Origin of the sequence: Sphingomonas silueang, from assembly GCF_040049155.1 — a bacterium.
GTDB classification, from domain to species: Bacteria; Pseudomonadota; Alphaproteobacteria; order Sphingomonadales; family Sphingomonadaceae; genus Sphingomonas; species Sphingomonas silueang.
In genome coordinates this window covers 1-21,611 of sequence record NZ_JBDZDK010000036.1, presented here as the reverse complement: position 1 = coordinate 21,611, position 21,611 = coordinate 1, and the positions used below count along the sequence as shown (strand labels likewise).

13 protein-coding genes are annotated in these 21,611 nt (G+C 69.7%); 5 read left to right on the top strand and 8 right to left on the bottom strand.

Features of this window, described 5'->3' with window-relative positions:
- Nucleotides 1-198: 198 nt before the first annotated feature.
- On the top strand, nt 199-3,414 hold the full coding sequence (locus ABLE43_RS20490) for an error-prone DNA polymerase (protein WP_348979992.1): 3,216 nt from the start codon (nt 199-201) through the stop codon (nt 3,412-3,414).
- Between the two features lie 125 nt (nt 3,415-3,539).
- Here ABLE43_RS20490 and ABLE43_RS20485 read toward each other — a convergent pair whose 3' ends face one another.
- The 3 genes from ABLE43_RS20485 to ABLE43_RS20475 all read right to left on the bottom strand — a co-directional run bounded on the left by ABLE43_RS20485 (nt 3,540) and on the right by ABLE43_RS20475 (nt 9,151).
- Nucleotides 3,540-5,747, bottom strand: coding sequence for a GumC family protein (locus ABLE43_RS20485; protein WP_348979991.1), 2,208 nt, complete (start codon nt 5,745-5,747; stop codon nt 3,540-3,542).
- Nucleotides 5,748-5,769: 22 nt separating this feature from the next.
- Complete coding sequence (locus tag ABLE43_RS20480; protein ID WP_348979990.1) at nt 5,770-6,474, bottom strand: polysaccharide biosynthesis/export family protein; 705 nt, start codon at nt 6,472-6,474, stop codon at nt 5,770-5,772.
- 85 nt (nt 6,475-6,559) lie between these two features.
- Nucleotides 6,560-9,151, bottom strand: coding sequence for an O-antigen ligase family protein (locus tag ABLE43_RS20475; protein WP_348979989.1), 2,592 nt, complete (start codon nt 9,149-9,151; stop codon nt 6,560-6,562).
- Between ABLE43_RS20475 and ABLE43_RS20470 the strand changes: the two genes are divergently transcribed.
- Nucleotides 9,150-10,067 carry a M48 family metalloprotease gene (locus ABLE43_RS20470; protein WP_348979988.1) on the top strand — a complete coding sequence of 306 codons (918 nt, stop codon included), beginning with the start codon at nt 9,150-9,152 and terminating at the stop codon, nt 10,065-10,067. The two genes, ABLE43_RS20475 and ABLE43_RS20470, sit on opposite strands and share 2 nt — an antisense overlap.
- Before the next feature lie 50 nt (nt 10,068-10,117).
- On the opposite strand, the gene ABLE43_RS20465 is transcribed toward ABLE43_RS20470, so the two are convergent.
- Nucleotides 10,118-10,459 (bottom strand): hypothetical protein, encoded by a 342-nt coding sequence (locus ABLE43_RS20465; protein ID WP_348979987.1) that lies wholly within the window; start codon nt 10,457-10,459, stop codon nt 10,118-10,120.
- 159 nt (nt 10,460-10,618) lie between these two features.
- Nucleotides 10,619-13,840: a TonB-dependent receptor gene (locus tag ABLE43_RS20460; protein WP_348979986.1), complete on the bottom strand. Its 3,222-nt coding sequence runs from the start codon at nt 13,838-13,840 to the stop codon at nt 10,619-10,621.
- Between the two features lie 760 nt (nt 13,841-14,600).
- Here ABLE43_RS20460 and ABLE43_RS20455 point away from each other — a divergent pair.
- Together ABLE43_RS20455 and ABLE43_RS20450 are read left to right on the top strand one after the other, a co-directional pair.
- Complete coding sequence (locus tag ABLE43_RS20455) at nt 14,601-16,214, top strand: inorganic phosphate transporter (RefSeq protein ID WP_348979985.1); 1,614 nt, start codon at nt 14,601-14,603, stop codon at nt 16,212-16,214.
- A gap of 22 nt (nt 16,215-16,236) precedes the next feature.
- Nucleotides 16,237-17,679, top strand: a complete 1,443-nt coding sequence (locus ABLE43_RS20450) for a hypothetical protein (RefSeq protein ID WP_348979984.1) — start codon at nt 16,237-16,239, stop codon at nt 17,677-17,679.
- A gap of 4 nt (nt 17,680-17,683) precedes the next feature.
- On the opposite strand, the gene ABLE43_RS20445 is transcribed toward ABLE43_RS20450, so the two are convergent.
- Nucleotides 17,684-18,454 carry a hypothetical protein gene (locus tag ABLE43_RS20445; protein ID WP_348979983.1) on the bottom strand — a complete coding sequence of 257 codons (771 nt, stop codon included), beginning with the start codon at nt 18,452-18,454 and terminating at the stop codon, nt 17,684-17,686.
- A gap of 126 nt (nt 18,455-18,580) precedes the next feature.
- Here ABLE43_RS20445 and ABLE43_RS20440 point away from each other — a divergent pair, with 126 nt between their 5' ends.
- Nucleotides 18,581-19,681, top strand: coding sequence for a glycosyltransferase (locus ABLE43_RS20440; protein ID WP_348979982.1), 1,101 nt, complete (start codon nt 18,581-18,583; stop codon nt 19,679-19,681).
- On the opposite strand, the gene ABLE43_RS20435 is transcribed toward ABLE43_RS20440, so the two are convergent.
- The gene (locus ABLE43_RS20435; protein WP_348979981.1) at nt 19,642-20,202 is read right to left on the bottom strand and encodes a hypothetical protein; all 561 of its coding nucleotides are present in this window, start codon (nt 20,200-20,202) and stop codon (nt 19,642-19,644) included. The two genes, ABLE43_RS20440 and ABLE43_RS20435, sit on opposite strands and share 40 nt — an antisense overlap.
- Before the next feature lie 341 nt (nt 20,203-20,543).
- A complete protein-coding gene (locus ABLE43_RS20430) occupies nt 20,544-21,473 on the bottom strand; it encodes a TraB/GumN family protein (RefSeq protein ID WP_348979980.1) in 930 nt (309 codons plus the stop codon).
- Nucleotides 21,474-21,611 lie beyond the last annotated feature (138 nt).

Below are 21,611 nucleotides of genomic sequence, written 5' to 3'. Positions count from 1 at the left end.
GGCTTCCCGCCTCCGCGGGAATGACGAAGTCTGGTGTGGCAGGCGGGCGGATGAAGCGGCGCAACCCTCGCTTCGTCATCCCGGCCTGCGCCGGGATGACGGGCAGGGCGGCGACCCGGTTGGACAACGCTGTCTACCGCGCGCAAAACATCGCCATTAGTGTAAAGTTTGTAAACTTTGGCGTCTCCCGGTGACGCCATGGCCTTCGCCGAACTCCTCGCCGCGACCAACTTCTCCTTCCTGCGCGGGGCGTCGCATCCCTCGGACATGGTGGCGCGCGCGATCGACCTCGGCATGGCCGGGATCGGCATCGCCGACCGCAACACGGTGGCCGGGGTGGTGCAGGCGCATATCGCCCTCAGGGACGCCCGCGAACGGGCGGCGGAGGCCGGTCATCCCGACATCCCGCTCCGCCTCGTCCATGGCGCACGGCTGGTGTTCGGCGACGGCACGCCCGACATCGTCGCCTATCCCGCCGACCGCGCCGCCTGGGGGCGGCTGACCCGGCTGCTCAGCACCGGCAACCTGCGCGCGCGCAAGGGGGAATGCGACCTGCGCCTCGCCGACCTGCTGGCGTATCACGACGGCCTGCTGCTGATCGCGACCGGGGGTGATGCGGCGCTGCTCGGGCAGCTCCGCGATACCTGCGGCGACCGGCTGTGGCTGGCGGCGACGATGCCGCGCGGCGGGCGCGACCGGCGGCGGCTGGCCGCGCGGATGGCGCTGGCCGGGCGGCTCGGCGTGCCGCTCCTCGCCACCAACGACGCGCTCTATGCCGAACCGGCGCAGCGCCGCCTCCACGACGTGCTGACCTGCATCCGCGAGGGCACGACCATCGCCGCCGCCGGTCGGACCCTCGCCGCCAATGCCGAGCGGCACCTCAAGTCCCCCGCCGAAATGGCACGCCTGTTCCGCGACTGCCCGCAGGCGGTAGGCGAAAGCGTCGCGTTGCTCGACCGGATCGGCTTCGAGTTGAAGCATCTCCAATATGAATATCCCCACGAACCCGTGCCGCCGGGGTGGGAGGCGCAGGACTGGCTCGAACATCTGGCGCTGACCGCCGCGCACGAACGCTATGGCCCCGACCTGCCCGCCGACGTCCGCCGCCGGCTGGACGAGGAGTTCGCGCTGATCCGGCAGGAGCGATACGCCCATTATTTCCTGACCGTCCACGATCTGGTCCGCTTCGCCCGGTCCTGCGATCCGCCGATCCTGTGCCAGGGGCGCGGGTCGGCGGCGAATTCGATCGTCTGCTTCCTGCTGGGCGTGACCTCGGTCGATCCCAGCCACCACGACCTGCTCTTCTCGCGCTTCGTGTCGGCGGAGCGCCGCGAACCGCCCGACATCGACGTCGATTTCGAGCATGAACGGCGCGAGGAGGTGATCCAGTATATCTACCGCCGCTACGGCCGCGAGCGCGCCGGGATCGCCGCGACCGTGATCCATTACCGCCCGCGCAGCGCGGTGGGGGAGGTGGGGCGCGTGCTCGGCCTCACCCGCGACGTGACGCAGCGGCTGGGCAGCACCGTGTGGGGCAGCTTCGCGGGCGCGATGGAGGAGCGCCGCTATACCAGCGCGGGCTTCGACGTGGCCGATCCGCAGATCGCGCAGCTGCGCGACCTCGTCGACCAGATCCTGCAATTCCCCCGCCACCTGTCGCAGCATGTCGGCGGCTTCGTGCTGACGCAGGGGCGGCTGGACGAGATGGTGCCGATCCACAACGGCGCGATGGCGGGGCGCACCTTCATCGAATGGGACAAGGACGATATCGACGCGCTGGGCCTGATGAAGGTCGACGTGCTGGCGCTCGGCATGCTCACCTGCATCCGCAAGGCGTTCGCGCTGCTGCGGCAGCACGGCCTTGGCGAGCATGACCTGACCGTCGATCTCGATTCCGACGATCCGGCGGTGTACGCCATGCTCCAGCGCGGCGACAGCATCGGCGTGTTCCAGGTGGAGAGCCGCGCGCAGATCAACATGCTGCCCCGCCTTCGCCCCGAGAACCTCTATGACCTGAGCGTACAGGTGGCGATCGTCCGGCCCGGACCGATCGAGGGCGACATGGTCCACCCTTATCTGCGTCGCCGTTCGGGGCGCGAGGCCGTCACCTATCCCTCGCCCAAGCCACCGCACGATCCCGACGAACTGAAGAACCTGCTCGGCAGGACCTTCGGCGTGCCGCTGTTCCAGGAACAGGCGATGAAGCTGGCCATCACCGCCGCCGCCTTTTCCCCCGCCGATGCCAACCGCCTGCGCCGGGCGATGGCGACCTTCCGCAATATCGGCACGATCGACAGCTTCCGGCAGCAGATGATCGACGGCATGGTCGCGCGTGGCTACGAGGCGGACTTCGCCGAACGCTGCTTCCGCCAGATCGAGGGGTTCGGCAGCTACGGCTTTCCCGAAAGCCATGCGCTGTCGTTCGCGCGGCTGGTCTATGTCTCGTCGTGGATCAAATGCCACCATCCCGCGACCTTCGCCTGCGCGCTGCTGAACGCGCAGCCGATGGGCTTCTATGCCCCGGCGCAGATCGTCCGGGATGCCCGCGAGCATGGCGTGGCGGTGCGCGGGATCGACGTGAACCGCAGCGGCCACGACAACAGCCTCGAGGACGGCGGACAGGTGCTGCGGCTCGGCTTCCGCCAGATCGACGGGTTCCGGGCGAGCTGGTCCGACGCGATCGTCGCCGCGCGGCCCTTCGCCGATGTCGAGGCGCTGGCCCGCCGCGCGCGCCTGCCGCAGCGCGCGTTGCGGCTGCTGGCGGATGCCGATGCGTGCCGCTCGCTGGGGCTCGACCGGCGCGAGGCGCTGTGGGAGGCGCGGCGGACGCCCGATACCGAACTGCCGCTGTTCGCCCATGCCCGCGCCGCCGAGCTGGGGGCCGAACCGGCGATGGCGCTGCCCGCCATGCCCGATGTCGAGCAGGTCGTGACCGATTACCAGACGCTGCGCCTGTCGCTCAAAGGGCATCCGCTGGCGTTCCTGCGCGCACGGCTGGCGGCGGGCGGTATCGCCAGCTGTGCCGATATCGCGGCGGCGAAGGGCGGTGCTCGCCTGACCGCCGCCGGGCTGGTGCTGGTGCGGCAGCGACCGGGCAAGGGCAATGCGATCTTCGTCACGCTGGAGGACGAGACCGGCATCGTCAACGTCGTGCTATGGGCGCGGCGGTTCGAGGCCTATCGCCGCGAGGTGATGGGCGCGCGGCTGATGGGGGTGGCGGGCGAGGTGCAGCGCAGCCCCGAGGGCGTCGTCCACCTGATGGGCGAGCGGGTGCAGGATCTCAGCCGCCTGCTCGACACGCTGGGCGAGGCTCCGCTCGATCCGCCGCGCGGCAGCGGCGACGGCGCCCGCCCGCCCGCCGCCCGCCATCCGCGCGACGTGCGGCTGGTGCCGAAGTCGCGCGATTTTCATTAGGGCCGATCGACCTTCAGCCGACACGTGGATGAAACGTCTCCCCTCCCTGACAAGGGAGGAGAGGAGGAGAAGCGGCCGTCGAATGTCGATCCGACCTTGCGGGCAGCTGGAAGCTGCCCGCCGCGTTACTGCGCGGTCGAGCGGTAGTTGTAGCGGTAATAATCCTCGCTCGCCGCATAGCCCGACTTGCGGCTGTTGTACTTGGTGACGATGATGCCGAGCAGATGGCCCTGCGCGCGGACCAGCCGGGTCAGCGCGTTGCGCACCTGTCCGAAATGCGCGCCGCCCGCCTCGGCGATCACCACCGTCGCGGCGGCCGAGGCCGACAGCGCGGTCGCATCGGCCAGCGCCAGCACCGGCGGACCGTCGAGCACGATCAGGTCATATTGCCCGCCGAGCCGCGCCAGCAGTTCGGACGGCGCGCTGCCTGCGAACAGATTGGCCGGATCGGGCGGCAACGGGCCGCTGGGCAGGAAGGCGAGATTGGCGGTATCGGTCGGCACCACCACCTCCTCGACCGGGGTCATCCGCGCGAGCACGGTCGACAGCCCCTTGTCGGTCTGTTTCACATCGACCAGCCGGTGCAGCGAGGGGCGACGCAGGTCGGCGTCGATCAGCAGCACCCGGTGCCCGATCGAGGCGAAGTCGCGGGCCAGCGCATAGGAGGTCGTCGACTTGCCCTCCGACATCTGGCTGCTGGTGACGAGGATCGAGCGCGGCAGCCCCTGGTTCGACGACAGTTCGAGCGCGGTGCGGATCGCGTGATAGGACTCCGCGATCTCCGACTTGGTATCGCGCAGCGCGACCAGCGGATCGCCGTCCTCCTGCTCGGGCACGACGCCGAGCAGCGGCAGGTGCAGCCGCGTCTCCACGTCGCGCGGATCGCGCAGCACATCGTCCAGCCGCTCGCGACCGAAGGCGTACAGCCCGGCAAGGAACAGGCCCGCCACCAGCGCCAGCGCCATGTTGACCAGCGGGCGGGGCGAGGTGGGGCGGCGGGGGGTTTCGGCGGTGTCGACCATGGTGACGTTGTTGGTCGCGACGCCCGCCTCGGCGCTGACTTCCTTGAAGCGCTGGAGCAGGCTCTCGTAGAGCTGGCGGTTGGTATCCACCTCGCGCTTGAGGATGTTGTACTGCACGCCGCGGTCCTGTTCGGCCAGCGTCGCGCTCTTCAGCCGGGCGACCTGCGATTCGATCGCGTCCTGCTGGCGCTGCGCCGTCAGATACTGGTTGCGGATCGAATTGAGGATGCTGCCCGCCAGCTGGTTCAGCTGCGCGTTCAGCTCGGCGATCTGCGCCGTCGCCTGCACCACCGTCGGGTGATCGGGCTTCAGCCGCTCGCGCAGCTGGTTGAGCTGCGAATTCAGCTCGGCGCGGCGTTGCAGGATTTCCTGCGCCGCCGGGTTCGACAGCACGTCGGGCAGCGACAGCAGCGGCGTGGCGCGCGCCTGTTCATAGCGCTGCTGCGCCTGCAACCGCGCCGCTGCGGCGGTGGCGTAATTCTCGTTCAGCTGGACGAGATTGGCGGTGACGAGCGAGCGCGGCCCCTCGGGCTGGCCGATCTGCTGCGCGCCCGCGCTGGCGTCGATCAGCTGCGCCGAACGGGCATAGTTGATGAGCGATCGCTCCGACGCTTCCAGCCGCCCCTTGGCCAGCGCCAGCTGGCTCTGGAGGAACTCGCGCGAATAGGCCGAGGTCGAGAACTTGCGCTGGATGTTGCTCTCGATGAAGTTGCTGGCATAGCTGTTGGCGACGCGCGCGGCGAGGCCGGCGTCGCGGCTCTTGAACTGGATGCCGACGACGCGCGAATTGCGGCGCAGGTCGACGTTCAGGTTCTTCTGCAGCGTGTCGAGCACCTGGTCGATCCGCCGCTCGCCCGGCACGCGCAGCTTCAGCCGCCCGCCCATCGATTCGAGGAAGGCGTCGTTGGCGGCAAGGCCCAGGCTGTCCGAGACGCGCTTGGCCATCGCCCGGCTGTTGATGACGTCGACCTGCGTCTGGAGGAAGCGGTCGGCATCGGTCCCGGCGACGGTCGGTTCCGAATCCTCGGTCCCCAGCACCTTGGCGACCTGCTGGTCGATCTGCACGCTGGAGCGCGCCTGGTAGATGCGCGGCATGACCATGACCGAGATCACGCCGAGCACCAGCGCGGCGGCGACGATCAGCAGCATCACCAGCCGGTTGCGATAGATCGCCGCCCAGATCGCGCGGGGATCGAATCCGGCATCGTCGTCGGCGTCGGGCAGCAGCGCCGCATCCTCCACGACGCGATCGGCGTCGCGCGGTGCGTCGCCGGGGGCTGGTTCGAGAGCGCCGATTGGCTGTTGCGTCATGATAGGCCCCGGTCCCGGCGGATCAAAGGAAGGTGAAGACGTTGAAGAGCGGTGCGGCGCGCAGCACGTCGTGCCAGACCTTCTTCGCGTTGGAATTGCCGACGATCACCACGTCGCGGGCGAGGATCGCCGGATCGGGATCGTCGCCGCGGCGGATGCGGGCGATATCGAACACCGCCGCCGCGCGCCGCCCGTCGATATAGCGGATGATGAGCACCTGGCTGAGCGCCGCATTCTCCGATTCGCCCTTGGCCAGCGCCACCGCGTCGAGCAGCGTCGTCGCGCCCTGGATCGGATAGATGCCGGGTTCGGTCACCTGGCCCTGCACGGTGATGCGCTGGGTGACGGAGCTGGCCACGACCACGCTGACCTGCGGATTGACGTAGAAGCGCGCGGCCAGCCGTTCGCGGATCACCTCGGCCAGCTGGGTGGTGGTGAGCCCGGCGGCATGGACCCGCCCGATCAGCGGCATCGACAGGTCGCCCGATGCGTCGACGACGGTCCCCTTGCTGGAGATGTCGGCTTCCTGGAACACGGTGACGTCGACCGAATCGAGCGGCCCGATGCGATAGTCCTGTACGCTCAGTTCGCCCTGCGGCGCGGGCATGATCGCATAGGCTTCCTGCCCGGCGCGGACGTTCGGGCCGACGTTCGGACCCGAACAGGCGCCTGCCGCCGCACATAGTATCGCCGCCAGCGCCGCGCGCCGTCGCAAAGCAACCGTCATTCCACCATCCCGCTCATTCCCCGCCGCGACCCTATCATTATTTTGCGCCGCCGCATACTGCCGCGTGTTGCCGGTACGGCGGGCGTCACTCGGCGCGGGTGAGCGATACGGCGTCGATCCAGAAGGCGCCCGGGCGGTTGCCCTCGGCGATGCGCAGCTGCAGCTCGGCCGGGCCGCACGTCGCGGGCACATCCAGCCGGGCGACGCGCCGCTGCCATCCGCCCGCGCTGCCGGGTCGATCCTCGATCGCCGCGACCTCGCCGCCTCCGGCGCAAACGAGCACCCAGCCGGGCGCCGCGGTGCCGCCGTCCGCCTGCACGGCATAGCGGAGCAGATGGCGGCCCGGCGCGGGCAGGACGCGCTGCGCCGCCGCCACCCCGCCGCGTGCCGCAGCGGCCGTCACCTGCAACGCACCGCCCGACAGCGGCACATCGGGTTCGCCGACCACCGTCTGGATGCCGCTGCCCGGCACGCCGTGCCATGCGAAGGGCGGCGAGTCGGGCGGGAGCGGCCCGGCGGCACCGTCGAACCCGCCGTCGCCGATCGCTCCGCTGCCCCCGACCGCGCGCCACAGCCGCAGCGCGGCGGCCCGGTCGCCCGCCTCGTCCAGCCGCCACAGGATCAGCGCCGCCTCGCGCGGGTCGGACGGCACGCCCGCCCGTCGCAGCCGCACGACGAAATCGAGCAGCGCGGGCACGCGGTCCTCCGCCCCCACCGCCAGCGTGTTGACGAAGCCCTGCCGCCAGCCGGGGCGGTCGGCGAAACGCCGGGCGATCGCCGCACGCCCTTCGGGCAGGGTGAACAGCCGGTCGAGCTGGGCATAGACCAGCGGTGCCTGTTGTCCCTGGCGTACCAGCGCGTCGGCGCGCTCGACGGCGAAGTCGATCGCGCCCGCCGCGATCGCTTCCTGCACCAGCCACAACTGGGTCGGCGGGTCGCGCCAGCCGAGCTGTGCGGCGAAGCGCAGCAGCGCCTGCCCCTTCGCCGTGTCGCCCCGCGCCAGCGCCGCCAGCCCCTCGACCCGCACCGCGATCGGCTGGGTCGGGGCGATGCGCAGCGCGCGTTCGGTCGCCAGCACGGCGGCATCGGCGCCCTGCGGCAGCGGCTGCTGCGCGGCGAGCATCGCCCATGCCGACGCCGACCATGGCGCGACGCGGACCGCCATCGCCCCCTGCCGCCCGAGGATGAGCTGCTGCGAGAGCCCCTGCGCCAGCGCCTGCCACCCGATCAGCGCCACGCCGATACCGAGCGCGATCCGCCAGCCCCGATCGCTGCCGCCGCGTCGCGCGACCGGCACGACCGGCGGGACCAGCAACGCCGCCAGCAGCGCCAGCAGCGCCAGCAGCGCGCTCATCCGCAGCGGGAAGTCGACGACCGATCCGGCGAGGATCAGCGCGATGCCCGCCGCCGCGCCGGTCGCCTGCACCCGCCGGACCGCGCCGTCGGGTGCCGCCCGGGCGCGCAGCGCGGCGATCAGTGCCACCGCCAGCACCGCCAGTCCGGCCAGGAGCAGCAGCACGGCGGGGACGCCGCCCTCCAGCAGCAGTTCGAGATAGTCGCTGTGCGCGTGCGGCACGGTCAGCACCGTGATCTGCTCGATCGGCTCGACCGCGGTATAGACGGTGCGGAAGCTGCCGAAGCCGGTGCCCCATGGCAGCGCCTCGCGTGCGGCGAACAGCGTATTGTCCCAGTAATGATAGCGGTCGTCCTCGCCGACCGTCGCGAAGCGGGCGAGCGCGTCCTGCACCAGCGGCGTGAAATACAGCGCTACCGCCGCCACCGCCGCGCCGCCGATCGCCAGCGGCACGATCCGCCCGCGCGGCAGCAGCGTGAGTGCCGCGACCGCCACCGCCACCGGCAACAGCAGCAGCCCGGTGCGCGACGCGGTGGCGAGCACGCCGATCGCCAGCAGCGCGATCACCATCGCCGCGATCACCCCGCCGCCGCCCGATCCGCGCCGCCGCCTGCCCGGCATGGCGACGACGCCCGGCACCCCGGCCAGCACGATCGCGACCAGCAGCAGCGTCGCCTGATGGTTGCGGTTGACGAACAGGCCGACGCCGTATGCCCGGTGCGCCGTCTCGAACAGCAGCGGCGCGGCGTCGGGGCCTGCCGCCACCTGCAATGCCGCGATCAGCACGCCGACCAGCGCCACCCCGACCACGATCCGCATCGCGACCACCCGCTCGCGCCACGACCAGCCGAGCGCGGCCAGCAGCACCCCCCATGCGGGCAGCTGTGCGAGGATCGTCGCGCGGGTGGCGTCGGGGGTCAGGCTGAGCGGGCGCCATGCGCCGTCCCATCCGAGCGTGCGATAGACGGTCGCCGCCGCGGCCTGTCCGGGCATCGCGCTCCACCAGCCCCATGGCAACGGCACCAGTTGCAGCAGCGCCAGCAGCAGCGCGAGCGCCGCGACGGCAAGGACCGCGCCGCCGACCCGCCCGATGCGCGCGCCGCGCAGCCGGTGCAGGGCAAGGGCGATGACCACCAGCGCGAACCATTCGATCGCGGTCTCGACCAGCGGATAGCGGCTGCCCCCACCGCCGAGCAGCAGCACGAACCCCAGAAAGACGAACGGCAGCCGCCGCAGCCAGCCGCCCCGTGCATCGCCGTCGTCCGGGTTTGCGCTTTGCTTGCCGCCATGCGATCGACGGGCGAGGAATGCGGGAGGTGCCATGGTCATCGATCCTGAAACGGGAGGCGGGCGGCGCCGACGGTTCGCGACGCTGCTCGCGCTCCTCGTCTGCCTGACCGGGGCGGGCGCACCGTCATCCGATCCCGATCTTGCGCTGGAAACACGGGTCGCGACGGTCGGCTACCGGCTGGCTGCGGGCGCGCGGGCACGCTGCCCCGTCCCTGAAGTCATGGCCGGAATGGTCCTTCACGACATCGGCGGATATGCGCAAAGCGACCGGCCCGCAATCGCCAAGTCGCCGGGGCTGGGCGACGGCTTCGGCATCCGCGCGCTGGTGCCGGGCGGTGCGGCGGCGCGCGCGGGCCTGCGCGCCGGGGACGAGATCGTCGCGCTGAACGGTCGCGATCTCACAGGATTCGCCCGCGACGCCATCGGCCGGACGGGCAGCTTCGATCGCAGCGAACGCTTCACCGACCTGCTGGCGGCGGCACTGGCGCCAGGTCCGGTGGACCTGCGCGTACGGCGCGGCGACGGCGAAGCGACGGTGCGGCTGGCGGGCGATCCGGGCTGCGCGGCGCGCTTTGCCGTCGCGGTCGAGCGGACGCCCAATGCCCGGGCCGACGGGCGGTACGTCGCAGTCACGTCCGGGCTTGCGGCACGCGCGGCGAGCGACGACGCGCTTGCCTTTCCGATCGCGCACGAGATGGCGCATATCCTGCTCGGCCATGTCGCGGTGCGTCGCGCCGGGGCGGGCGTGGCGGTGCTGCGGGCGCAGGAACTCGCCGCCGACGACCTCGCGCTCGCGATCATGGCCGATGCGGGCTATGCGCCGCGCGCCGCCGTGCCGCTGCTCGCCAGCCTGGGAGGGGTGCTGCGCATCGATCGTGCCCATCCCCCGCTGTCGCTCAGGATCGCGCGGATCGAGGCGGCGCTGCGTGTCGGGGGCGGAACGCGCTGATGCGCGTCACGAGTGGGTACCGGCCCACTCCCGCGCTTCCGAACGAGGCCTCACGCATTCAGCACATAGGTGATGAGGAAGCAGGCGGCGGTCAGCAGCGTCATCGCGACGATGAAGGCGATGTCGGCGATCCGCTCCAGCCGGTGGAGCCGCACCGCCGACTGCACCCGCATCGCGAAATAGGCGGCCAGCGTCGCGATCAGGAAGGTCAGCGCGTCGAGCGACAGCAGGTCGTCGATGATGCTGTGCCGCCGGTGGATCGACAGCGTGACATGGAGCAGGCTGATCCCGGTCAGGCACACGCCGACCATCCCCGCCGCCGTCGGGCAGATCAGGCGGCAGGTCCGCTCGTCGAGCGGTACGGCGCGCCGTCGTTTCCTCGTCTCCTGCATGGCGTCCTCCACCGTGTGCCCGACCGGCTTGGCGCAGGACGGCCTACGCCGTGCTGGCCGCCACATGACGTTTTGGTCATGTCGCCAGAAGAAAATGCGCGACCGGCTCGCGAGAGCCGATCGCGCAAGGCGAGGGGTAAGGAGAGAAGGTGCGGCGCGTCAGAAGCGCCCGCGAATGCCGACCAGCAGCATGCGGCCGGGATTGTACTGGTTGAAGGTCGCGTTGGGGAACTGGAAGTAGCTCGACTGCGCTTCCTTGGTGATGTTGATGACGTTCACCACGACGGTCGGCAGATAGGCGTTGCCCGTGATCTTGCCGAGGTCGACGTTGCCCGAGAAGTCGAGCTGGCCATAGTCGCGCCCGAAGATCGCGGCGGCGGGCAGGCCGTTCTGGTTCAGCCCCGACGCCTGCGACCCTTCGTTATAGGTATAGGTCAGCCGCGCCGACAGTCCGTTGCCTTCGTAATAGCCGGTCAGCGTATAGGTCATCGGCGCCACGCCCAGCGCGATCGCCGGGGCGCCGGTGCCTTCGCCCCGCTGGTCGATCAGCGTGAGGTTGCCCTGCACGCCGAACCCCTCGACGCCGATGTAGCGCGTCAGGAAGTCGAGCGGCTGCGTCACCTGGAACTCGAGGCCGTTGACCTTCAGCTTGCCGTCGGCGTTCACCTGCTGCTGGATCTGGACGATCGCTTGTTCGGGCGCGATGCCCGCCGGACGGGCGCGGTCGATCAGCGCCTGCTGCTGCGCCTGCGTCAGCGAGGCGAAGGTGATGCCGTACTGCCCCAGCGTCGAGAAGGGCACGCTGGTGAGGCCATTGACCGTGAAGCCGGTGATCGACTTGCGGAACGCCGCGAACGCGATCACGCCCTCGCCGCCGGTGTAATATTCGAAGCCGAGGTCGATGTTGTCCGAGATATAGGGGTTGAGGGCATTGTTGCCGAGCGTGCCGACGTCGGCCGAGGGCGAGGTGAACGACGCGCCGGGCAGCAGCTGGTTCGGATCGGGCCGGGTCAGCGTGCGCGAGATCGAGCCGCGCGCCACCGCCTTGCGCCCGAAGCTGTAGGCGACGCTGGCCGAGGGCAGGAAGTTGGAATAGAGCCGGTTGCTCTGCGCGAACAGGATCGTCGCGGCATAGCATGACCCGTCGAGCGCGAAGCCGTTGGCGCTGCTGCCGGGGCAGGTCACGCCGTTCCGGGTGTTGCGCGGATCGGCGATCACGGTGCGCCCGCCGACGATCTGTTCGGTGCGGACATAGCGGACGCCGCCGTTCAGCCGCAGCGTGTCCTCGTCGCCGATGTTGATGATGCCGTTGCCCTCGACGAAGGTGCCCGTCACCTTCTCGCGGATCAGGCCGCCGTTCGCGCCGCTGGTGCCCGAGCCGGTCTCGGTCGCGCCGCCGAGCAGCGTGTCATAGCCGGTGGCGGCCTTCACCTTGTTCCAGTCGACGGTGACGAAGCCGTTGTCGCCGGGCAGCAGGAAGCCGGGCACCGCGGCGGTCGGGATGATCGATCCGCGATAGACGATCGGCTGCCCGCCCGCCGTGGCGGCGGTGCCATAGGCGGGATAGGTCGGATATCCCGCGGCGGGCACCGTGCCCGGCTGGTTCGCGCCGTCGCAGATCGGCTGGCGGTTGGGGCTGGGCAGCAGGACGCTGGGGTTGTTGCCGCACACCGCCGCCGACCATGCGTTGCTATTGTCGAACGGGGTGATCCGGCGCTGCGTGTCGTCGTACGCGCCGCCGACGCGGACGCTGAAGCGCTGTTCGTCGCCGAACAACAGGCTGCCGCGCACGCCGCGCGTCTCCGTCCGGCGTTCCTCGCCCGACAACTGCACGCGGCCGCCGCCCGCCCAGCCGAAGTTGCGCGGATCGTTCAGGTCGATGTTGCTCCTGATCGACGGGATGCCGCCGTCGTTGCGGTACGTCACGGTCGTGCCGCTGCTGGCGGGGGTGATGACGAGGAAGGTCGGGCTTTCGCGGCGGAAGTTGCTGCGGGTATAGTTCGCCTGCACATCGCCCTTGATGAAATCGTTGACGACGAACTCGGCACCGGGATTGACGCCCCAATAGTCCTGCGTGTCCTTGTAGGGGCGATATTCGAGGAAGAACTGCGCATTGGCATAGGTGCCGCCGGTGACGACGCAGCCCGACGAACAGTCGCTGCGGTCATAGGTGGTGTTGAGCGGGATCGCCGCGCCGTTGCGCACCGCCCAGTTGAGCGCGTTGCGGGTGAACTGGGTGTCGCGCCTGGCGTACATGCCGTCGATGTAGAAATGCAGCGCGTCGCTCGGCCGCCATTCGAGGCTGGCGAGGCCGTTGTAGCGGGTCCGCTCGCCGATCTCGGTGCGCGGACGGCCAAGGCGCGGGAGCAGGCCGTTGTCGATCTGCTGGATGGTTGCGCCCGGATTGTTGCGCAGCAGGAACGCCTCGTCGATCACTGTGCCGGTGACGAGGCCGTTGCCCGCATTGGCGGGGACCGTCGCCGGGATGGTGAAGTTGCCGCCTGCGGTCGAATTGCGGGTCGAGGAGCTGCTCTGCGCGGCGGTCAGGTTCGGGTTGGTCCAGCCGATCGTCTCGAACCCGTCGACGCGGAACTCGTTATGCACCGCCGCCCCGCCGACGAGGATGCCGAAGTCGCCGAAGGTTGCGCTGGCCAGCACATGGCCGCGATAGCCCCATTTGTCGGCGCTGCTGACCTTCGATCCCTGCAGGCCGTAGCTGACATAGGGCTTGGGATTGTCGAACGGGCGCGCCGACCGCAGGTTGACGGTGCCTGCCGCGCCACCCTCGATCTGGCTGGCGGTGGGCGACTTGCTGACGGTCAGCTGGGTGAACAACTCGGTCGGGATCAGGTCGAGATCGACCTCGCGGTTGGTGCTCTGCGCATCGAAGCGGACCGAGGCGATCGCGATCGGCGCGCCGTTCAGCAGCACGCGGGTGAAGTTGGTGCCCAGACCCCGGATCGCGACGTTCGCGCCTTCGCCGGTCACTTCGCGGCTGATTGTCACGCCGGGGATGCGGTTGACCGATTCGGCGATGTTGGTGTCGGGAAACTTGCCGATATCCTCGGCGAAGATCGAATCGGTAAAGCCGATCGAGTTGCGCTTCGCATTGGTCTGGCTGGCGAGCGAGGCGCGATAGCCGGTGACGACGATCTCGTCATTGCCGGTCAGCGAGGGATCGGCGGGCGGCTGATCGGTCGAATCGATCGCGGTCGGCTGGGTATTGCCCGCACCGTCCTGTGCGGCGGCGTCGGCGGGCGCATTGGTGACGACGGTAGCGGTGGGCGGCGTGGCGGTCTGCGCCAGCACCGGCCATGCCGTGGTACCGAGCAACAACAGCGACAACGAACCGGCGCGGCGCAACAGAAGCGTGGTGCTCATAAACCCTCTCCCTGGTGAGCGTCACGGATTCGCGATCGCCCTGTGGGAAAGCTGGTAGCGCTATCATATCTGTCTGGTCAACCGGCTAGACCAATATTACCAATCGGCCTGTCGTATTTTGCCTTCGCTGTCGGGGCGGGTGTGTCGGTTGCCCGCGTCTGGCCCGTTGTGCATAGCGCCTCGCGTACCCGAACCTACTATCAGGACCGATCGGTATTCAGCGATACGCCTGGATTTCCGTCATTCCTGCGCAGGCGGGAATCCATCATGCTGACGTTTCGGCCGGATCCGCGACGCTGGCGTATGAGAGACTTCCGCCTGCGCGGGAGTGACGGGGGGGGAATGGAGCGGCCTTCCTGAGTCGGCGAACGGAATGTCGATCGCCCATCTTTGCTCCTCGCCAATCGCTGCTGTCCGGCCTGACCAATATGTAACGCTATCATGGGTTTACGGCGCGTATCGTACGAGACCAGGGCTCGACACGGTGCGGCGAAGCGGTGTTGCCACACCAGTTTCATCGGATAGGATGATAGCGATACCTGCGCCTGCGATCCCTCCGGTCGGGGCGCGGCATTCCTTTGTTAAAGGCCCAGCCCGAGGTTCGTGGGCCGGCGAAAATCCGCGCCGTCCGGACGATATCGCCAAACGCCCTGCGATCCGTTATGGGGCGCGCGTCCGGGTGCCATGCCGACGCGCGGACGGTGTGCAACTGTCACACTTCGCCGATACGGCGATTCGTCCATTCGGCAGGGGAATATCGATGACTACCGCAGCGCTGGAGCGGGATGAACGCCCCGGCCCGAAACTGGACGACAATTTCGGTCGCGCCGGTTCCTTGGGGTTCGTCGTGGCGGTCATCGCCGCGCTCGGCTACGTCTTCTACAACGTGTATCGCGATGCGGCGGCAGCCAGCGTCGATCCGCTGACGCTGATGCCCTTCGCCCTGTTGCTGCTCGCGCTGGTGATCGCGCTGGCCTTCGAGTTCGTGAACGGCTTTCACGACACCGCCAATGCCGTCGCGACGGTGATCTACACCAATTCCATGCCCGCGCACGTCGCGGTCGTGTGGTCCGGGGTGTTCAACTTCCTCGGGGTGCTGCTGTCCACCGGTGCGGTGGCGTTCGGCATCATCTCGCTGCTGCCGGTCGAACTGATCCTCGGCGTCGGCTCGTCCTCGGGCTTCACGATGGTGTTCGCGCTGCTGATCGCGGCGATCCTGTGGAACCTCGCGACCTGGGCGCTGGGCATCCCGTCGTCGTCGTCGCACACGCTGATCGGTTCGATCATCGGCGTCGGCGTGGCCAACGCCATCGTCCAGGGGCGCAGCGGCACCGCGGGCGTGGATTGGGAAAAGGCGACCGAGATCGGCAAGGCGCTGCTCGTGTCGCCCGCGATCGGTTTCGGCGTCGCGGCGGTGTTGTTCCTCGCGATGAAGCTGCTGGTGCGCAACCGTGCGCTCTACGAGGCGCCGGTGGGCGACACGCCGCCGCCGCTGTGGATCCGCTGCCTGCTGATCTTCACCTGCACCGGCGTCAGCTTCGCCCATGGCTCGAACGACGGGCAGAAGGGCATGGGGCTGATCATGCTGATCCTGATCGGCACCGTGCCCACCGCCTATGCGCTCAACCGCGCGGTCCCCGCGCAATATGAGGCGCAGTTCGCGACCAGCGGCGTCGCCGCCGTCCGGGTCCTCGCGCCCCGTGCCCAGGCCGCGCCTGCGGCGGACGAGACGACTGCCCGCGCGCAGATGCAGGCCTATCTGGTCAGCCGCAAGCTGTCGGCGGAGACGGTGCCCGCCGTCACCACGCTGATCGGCGCGATCGACCGGGAGGTGCGCGAATATGGCCGTCTGGCCAAGGTGCCTGCGGCGGTCAGCGGCAATCTGCGCAACGACATGTACCTGACCTCGGAAGCGGTGAAGCGACTGGGCAAGGAAGGCGCGCTCGGCTTCTCCGACGCCGACAGGAAGGCGCTTGCCGACTATCGCGGCTCGCTCGACTCGGGCACGCGCTTCATCCCGCTGTGGGTGAAGATCGCGGTCGCCTTTGCGCTCGGGCTCGGCACGATGGTCGGGTGGAAGCGGATCGTCGTGACCGTCGGCGAAAAGATCGGCAAGACCCATCTGACCTATGCGCAGGGCGCGTCGGCGGAACTGGTGGCGATGGGCACGATCTTCGGCGCGGACGCCCTGGGGCTGCCGGTGTCGACCACCCATGTCCTGTCGTCGGGCGTGGCGGGGACGATGGCGGCGAATCGTTCGGGGTTGCAGATGGCCACCGTCCGCAACCTGCTGATGGCGTGGGTGCTGACGCTGCCGGTGTCGGTGCTGTTGTCGGCTTCGCTCTATTTCCTGCTCAACCGGCTGTTCGGCTGATCGGGCTATGGGGGCGGATGCGATGCAGCCTGCCCCCATGCGATCGCTGTCGCGCGATTCCGTAGCCTGGCTGCTGCTGGTCCTGACGTGGTTTTCCTGCGCGTGGTTCGGATCGTGGGAATATAATCCCAACAATGCGGTGCGCATGTTCGCCGCGATCACCATCGTCGAGCAGGGCGATGCGCGGATCGATCGCTACGCGCCGCTGACGATCGACAAGGCGACGTTCGACGGCCATTATTATTCGGACAAGGCACCGGGCATCACCCTGTTGTCGCTGCCTATCGTCGCCGCTGCCGATGCGGTATCGGGCACGCGGGCGACCGATTACCCGGCGTCGTTCGACGATCCGGGGTTCAACCGCTTTCTCAAGATCCGCATCCGGCTGGTCGCGGCGATCGTCTGTGCGGGCCTGAGCGCGCTGGCGGCAATGCTGCTCTACGATCTGGTGCGCGGGGTGACCGGACAGGCGGGGGCGGGGGTGGTCGCGGCGCTCGCCTACGGCCATGGCACCACGGTGTGGGGGTGGTCGACCACCATCTTCGGCCATGCCGCCGTCGCCGCGCTGCTGCTGATCGCCACATGGGCGGTGTGGCGCGGCACGCGCGGCGGGCCGATCCGCGCGGGGTATCCGCTGCTGGCCGGGCTGGCGCTCGGCTGGGCGGTGCTGATCGAACATTCCGCGCTGATCGCGGGGCTGCCGGTCGCCGCCTATGCCGCGTGGCAGTTGCGGGGGCGACCGGCGGGCGACCGGCTGCGCGTCGTGGCGCTGGTGCTGGCGACCGGAGCGACCGCGCTCATTGCCCTTATCGGCTATAATCTCTTCGCCTTCGGGACGGTGTTCCGGCTCGGCTATTCGGGCGTCACCGATTTCGCGGGGATGCAGGAAGGGTTCTTCGGCCTGACCTACCCCAAGCCCTATGTTCTCTACCAGCTGACCGTGGGCGAGCGGCGCGGGATATTGTGGGTGGCGCCGATCCTGATCGTCGCGCCGTTCGGGATCGCGCTGCTGGTGCGCGAGCGGGCGACGCGGGCGATCGGGTTGCTGGCGCTGGGCGGGGCGCTGCTGCCGTTCCTCATCAACGCCTCCTATTACTATTGGGACGGCGGCAATGCGACCGGGCCGCGCCATGCGTTGCCCGCGGTCGGCTTCCTGTGCATCGGCATCGGCATGTTCTGGGCAAGCGCGCTGCGCTGGTCGCGCGTCGCGGTGGCGGCGCTGCTGGCGGGATCGATCGTGCTCAACATGGCGATCGCCAGTGCCGAGATCACCGCGCCGGGCAGCGAGGAACAGGCGCTGCGCATCAGCGTGCTGCGCGACCGGTTCGATCCCGGCTATCTGCGCACCGTCGCCGACGAATGGTGGGGCTATACCCCGTGGCAGGGGTTGGCGATCTGGGCGGTGGTGGCTGGGGTGCTGACCGTGGCGTTGCTGCTGGCGCTGCGGCGGCAGGCGGCGCGCTGAGGCGCTACTCCGCCGCCTGCGCCTGCGGTGCGGGTACGTCGAAGCCGTAGCGCGCCTCCACCTCCGGATCGAGCCACGCATGGATATGCGCGCGATCGGCGTCGGATACCGGCGCATAGGCGGTCGGCACGAACGGGCGGAATCCCTGCCCCTTGTAGCTGTCATGCGCGACGAACGGCTCGGCCCGCGTCAGCCCGGTCGCGGCGGCGAGGGCGTCGATCACCCCCTGCGGATCGGCGAGGAACGCATCCTGCCCCAGCAGCGCGACATGGTGCGCCCGGTCGTGCAGCCCCGCCCAGTGGCGCAGCTTGGCGGTGCGCTTGGCCAGCGGATTGGCGAAGCGCTCGCCCGTCACGGGGCAGCGTTCGTGCAGCATCTCGCGCCCCAGCACCGGATGATCCCCCTCCACGCCCCAGAATTCGGTGTCCCAATAGCTGTGCCACGGCGCGCGGATGAAGTCGGAGAAGGACAGCCGCTTCAGCTCGGGATGGGCGTGCCACGGCTGGCGGTGCAGGCTCTGCACCCATTCGACGGGGTCGCGCGCGATGGCGAGCACCAGCACGTCGCGCGGGAACAGCACCTGCTCCGGCACGAACCAGTGCTTGAACCCGTAGGCCTCTGTAAAGGCGGCGCGGCCAAGGTTCGCCTCGATCGAGCGGATCAGCACGTTGGTGCCCGAACAGCGCTGGCCATAGACCTGGATGCTGCGGATCGGCGCGTCGCCGCGCCGCAGGATGGTCAGGCCGGGACGGGGGTGGCTCCAGCGGTCGGCCATCGTGAATTCCTATTCGAGCGGTCGGAAATTGTTGCGCAATCGCAATGATTTACGCTATGGGCGATACGCGAGCGGGCGGCAAGGGTTCCGCCGCGTCCGTACGATTCGGGTTTCTCCGGGGGGCATATGCACGACGCGCCGATCACCTTCTTCATCCACCATCAGGGGCGCGGCCACGCCAATCGCGCGATGGCGATCGTCCGCGAACTGCCGCCCGCGCGGCGGGTGACGATCCTGTGCGCGCGGCCCGAGCTGTTCGCCGGGTTCGACCGGCCCGTCGAGATCGTGGAACTGCCCAACATGATCGGCGCGCCGGTGCCGACGCGCGCGCTGTTCGACCAGCCGACGCCCGAGGTGCTGCACTGCGTGCCGCTGGGCGTCACGGCGACGCGGCGGACGATGCGCACCATCCTCGACCATCTGGACGAGGTGAACCCGGCGCTGTTCGTGGTCGACGTATCCGCCGAGATCGCGCTGATGGCACGCATCGCCAGCGTGCCCGCGATCAAGATCCGGATGCACGGCGACCGCACCGATCCGGGGCATCTGGGGGCCTATCAGGCCTGCGTCGGATTGCTCGCCCCCTTTGCCGAGGGGATCGAGCAGGACGATTTCCCCGACTGGGCACGGGCCAAGACCTGCTACACCGGCGGTCTGTGCACCACGACCGATCCGGTGCCGTCGAAGGCGGAGGCGCGCGCCCGGCTGGGGATCGCGTCCGAGCGCGAGGTGGTGCTGGTGCTGACCGGCGGCGGCGGGGCGGGAACGCCCTATGCGCCGCTGACCATGGCGGCGCGCGCGGTGCCGGACGCGCTGTGGCTGGTGATCGGCCCGGTCCACCGCGAGGGGCACGAGACCGACTTCGGCAATCTGGTGGAGAAGGGCTGGGTGGCGAACGTCACCGACCATATCGCCGCCGCCGATGTCGTCATCGCCTCGGCGGGCGACAATACGGTGCATGAGATCGCGCGTGTCGGCCGCCCCTATATCTGCGCGCCCGAATGGCGATATTTCGCCGAACAGACGCGCAAGGCCGACCGGCTGGCCGAGGTCGGGGCGGCGGTGGCGCTGCACCAATGGCCCGGTGCGCTGGCCCCGTGGCGCGGGTTGCTGGACGCCGCGAAGGCGCTCGATCCGGCGGCGCTGGCCGCGCTGTACGACCCCGCCGCCGCGAAGCGGGCCGCCGATTATATCGAGGGGCTGGCGGTGCGCCTCTGGGCCGAATGACGCGCGGCACGGGCGAACAGCGCGGCGGCGACCAGCCATAGCGTGCCGAACAGCCCGGTGCCGACCGTCACCTCATACACCCCCTGTCCGCCCGGCGCCGCCCAGCCCATCGCCCAGCCGGTGATCCCGGCCAGCAGCTGCGCCCCGGCGGCGGCGAGCATCGCCCGCGCGGTGCCTGCGGCCCGCAGCCGGGCGAGCAGCGTGCCGCCGACCGCGACCAGCAGCACGATCAGGAACACCGCGTTGGCGTCGTTCTCCTCGTCGCCGAGCAGGCCGACCGCGGCATTGACCCACACCAGTAGGAACGCCGCCGCCGTCGCGACCAATGCCCCCAGCCGATAGGACAGGCTGGCCGACATCCGCACCGCCACTTCGATCGCACCGCCCGCGATGCCGAGCAGGACGGCGGCGAACACATAGTCGGAAAGCGTCCACGGCGCGCCTGCGACCAGCGGCAGCAGCAGCAGGGCACCGGCGGCGCTCCAGCCGATCGGGCGCCAGGGGAAGGGGGTGGTGGGCATGGGATTCTCCTCGGTGATTGACGGGGGAAAGCCATGCCCGGTGCGCCGGCTGAGCGGCATGAGGGACGGGTGAGGATTTGGTGATGTCACCGAAGAATCGCCTCCGGCACCGTATCCCCGCGCAGGCGGGGATCCAGAGCCGGAGACGCGACCCGTCGGCCTGTTCCGCCCTGGACCCCCGCCTGCGCGGGGGTACGTCGGCGGCGCAGGCGGCCACGGCATAGGACAGGCCTGGACCCCCGCCTGCGCGGGGGTACGGTCGTGCCCGGCGCCTTCAGTCGAACGTCTTCCTGCGTGTCCGACGGGGGAAGGGGGCAAGCGACATTACCGCCGCCCGCGCTTCAATACTTCACCCGCGTCGCGCGCAGCTTGTAGCGCTTGAGCGCGTCCTGCACGCTGCCGTCGCCCGCCAGATGCCCGGCGCCGACCGCGACGAACACCGTGCCCGGCTTCTTCATCCGCTCCTCGATCCACTTGGCCCAGCGGGCGTTGCGATCGGTCAGCAGCACGCGCTTGAGTTCGGGGCTGATCGTCATCTCAGCGTTCATCGTCGCGGCGAGCGCGGCGGGATCGCCCTTGGCCCATTGATCGACCATCGTGTCGATCGTCTTGCCCGCTTCGGGCAGTTCCTTGATCGTCTCGGTCAGGAACGTCACCTGCGCCGCGTCGGTCAGCGAATCGAAGAAGCCGAACTGCTGCTCCAGCGTCTCCAGCCCCGTTACCGGCTTGCCCGCCGCCTTGGCCGCTGCCGAGATGGTCTGCTCCGCGCCGCTCGCCGGATCATAGCCCTGCTTCTGGAGCGTCACCAGCGTCAGCGTCGAAGCGGCGAACCACGGATCGACCGCTTCCAGCGCCCCCTCAGGCAGCCCGGCATCGGCCACCGCCTTGGCATAGGCGGGGCGTTCGGCGGCGGGCAGCTTCTCGCTCAGCTTCGGGCCGGTCACGTTCACCGCCGACTTCATCACCGCCGCCTGCGCCTGTTCGGGCGTCGGCATCGGGATTTCGAGCACGACCTCGTTCGACTTGTCGAAGGCGGTCTTCACCGCTTCGTCGAACCACGACAGGCCGGGCTTCAGCACGTGGATCGTGCCGAAGAGATAGATGGTCGTGTCCTTGTCCCTGACCACCCACAGCGCCGGATCGGCATCGCGCGTCGCCGTCGCCGTCGCAGTCGGGGTCGCCGCCGGAGCGGGCGCGGGTGCCGTCTGGGCATAGGCGGGCAGCGCCCCGGCCAGAGCGAACGCGGCACTGAAACGCAGCAACATCTTCATCACAATCTCCCTTTCGCCGGGCAAGGCGGCCCCGCCGCGACCCTATGGCCTGATCCACTTGCGTGGAAGCGGTACCGGCCCGCTCCCCCACCCGGCCACCCACAGCGTATCCTGAATGGGTGGCCGGGTGGGGGAGCG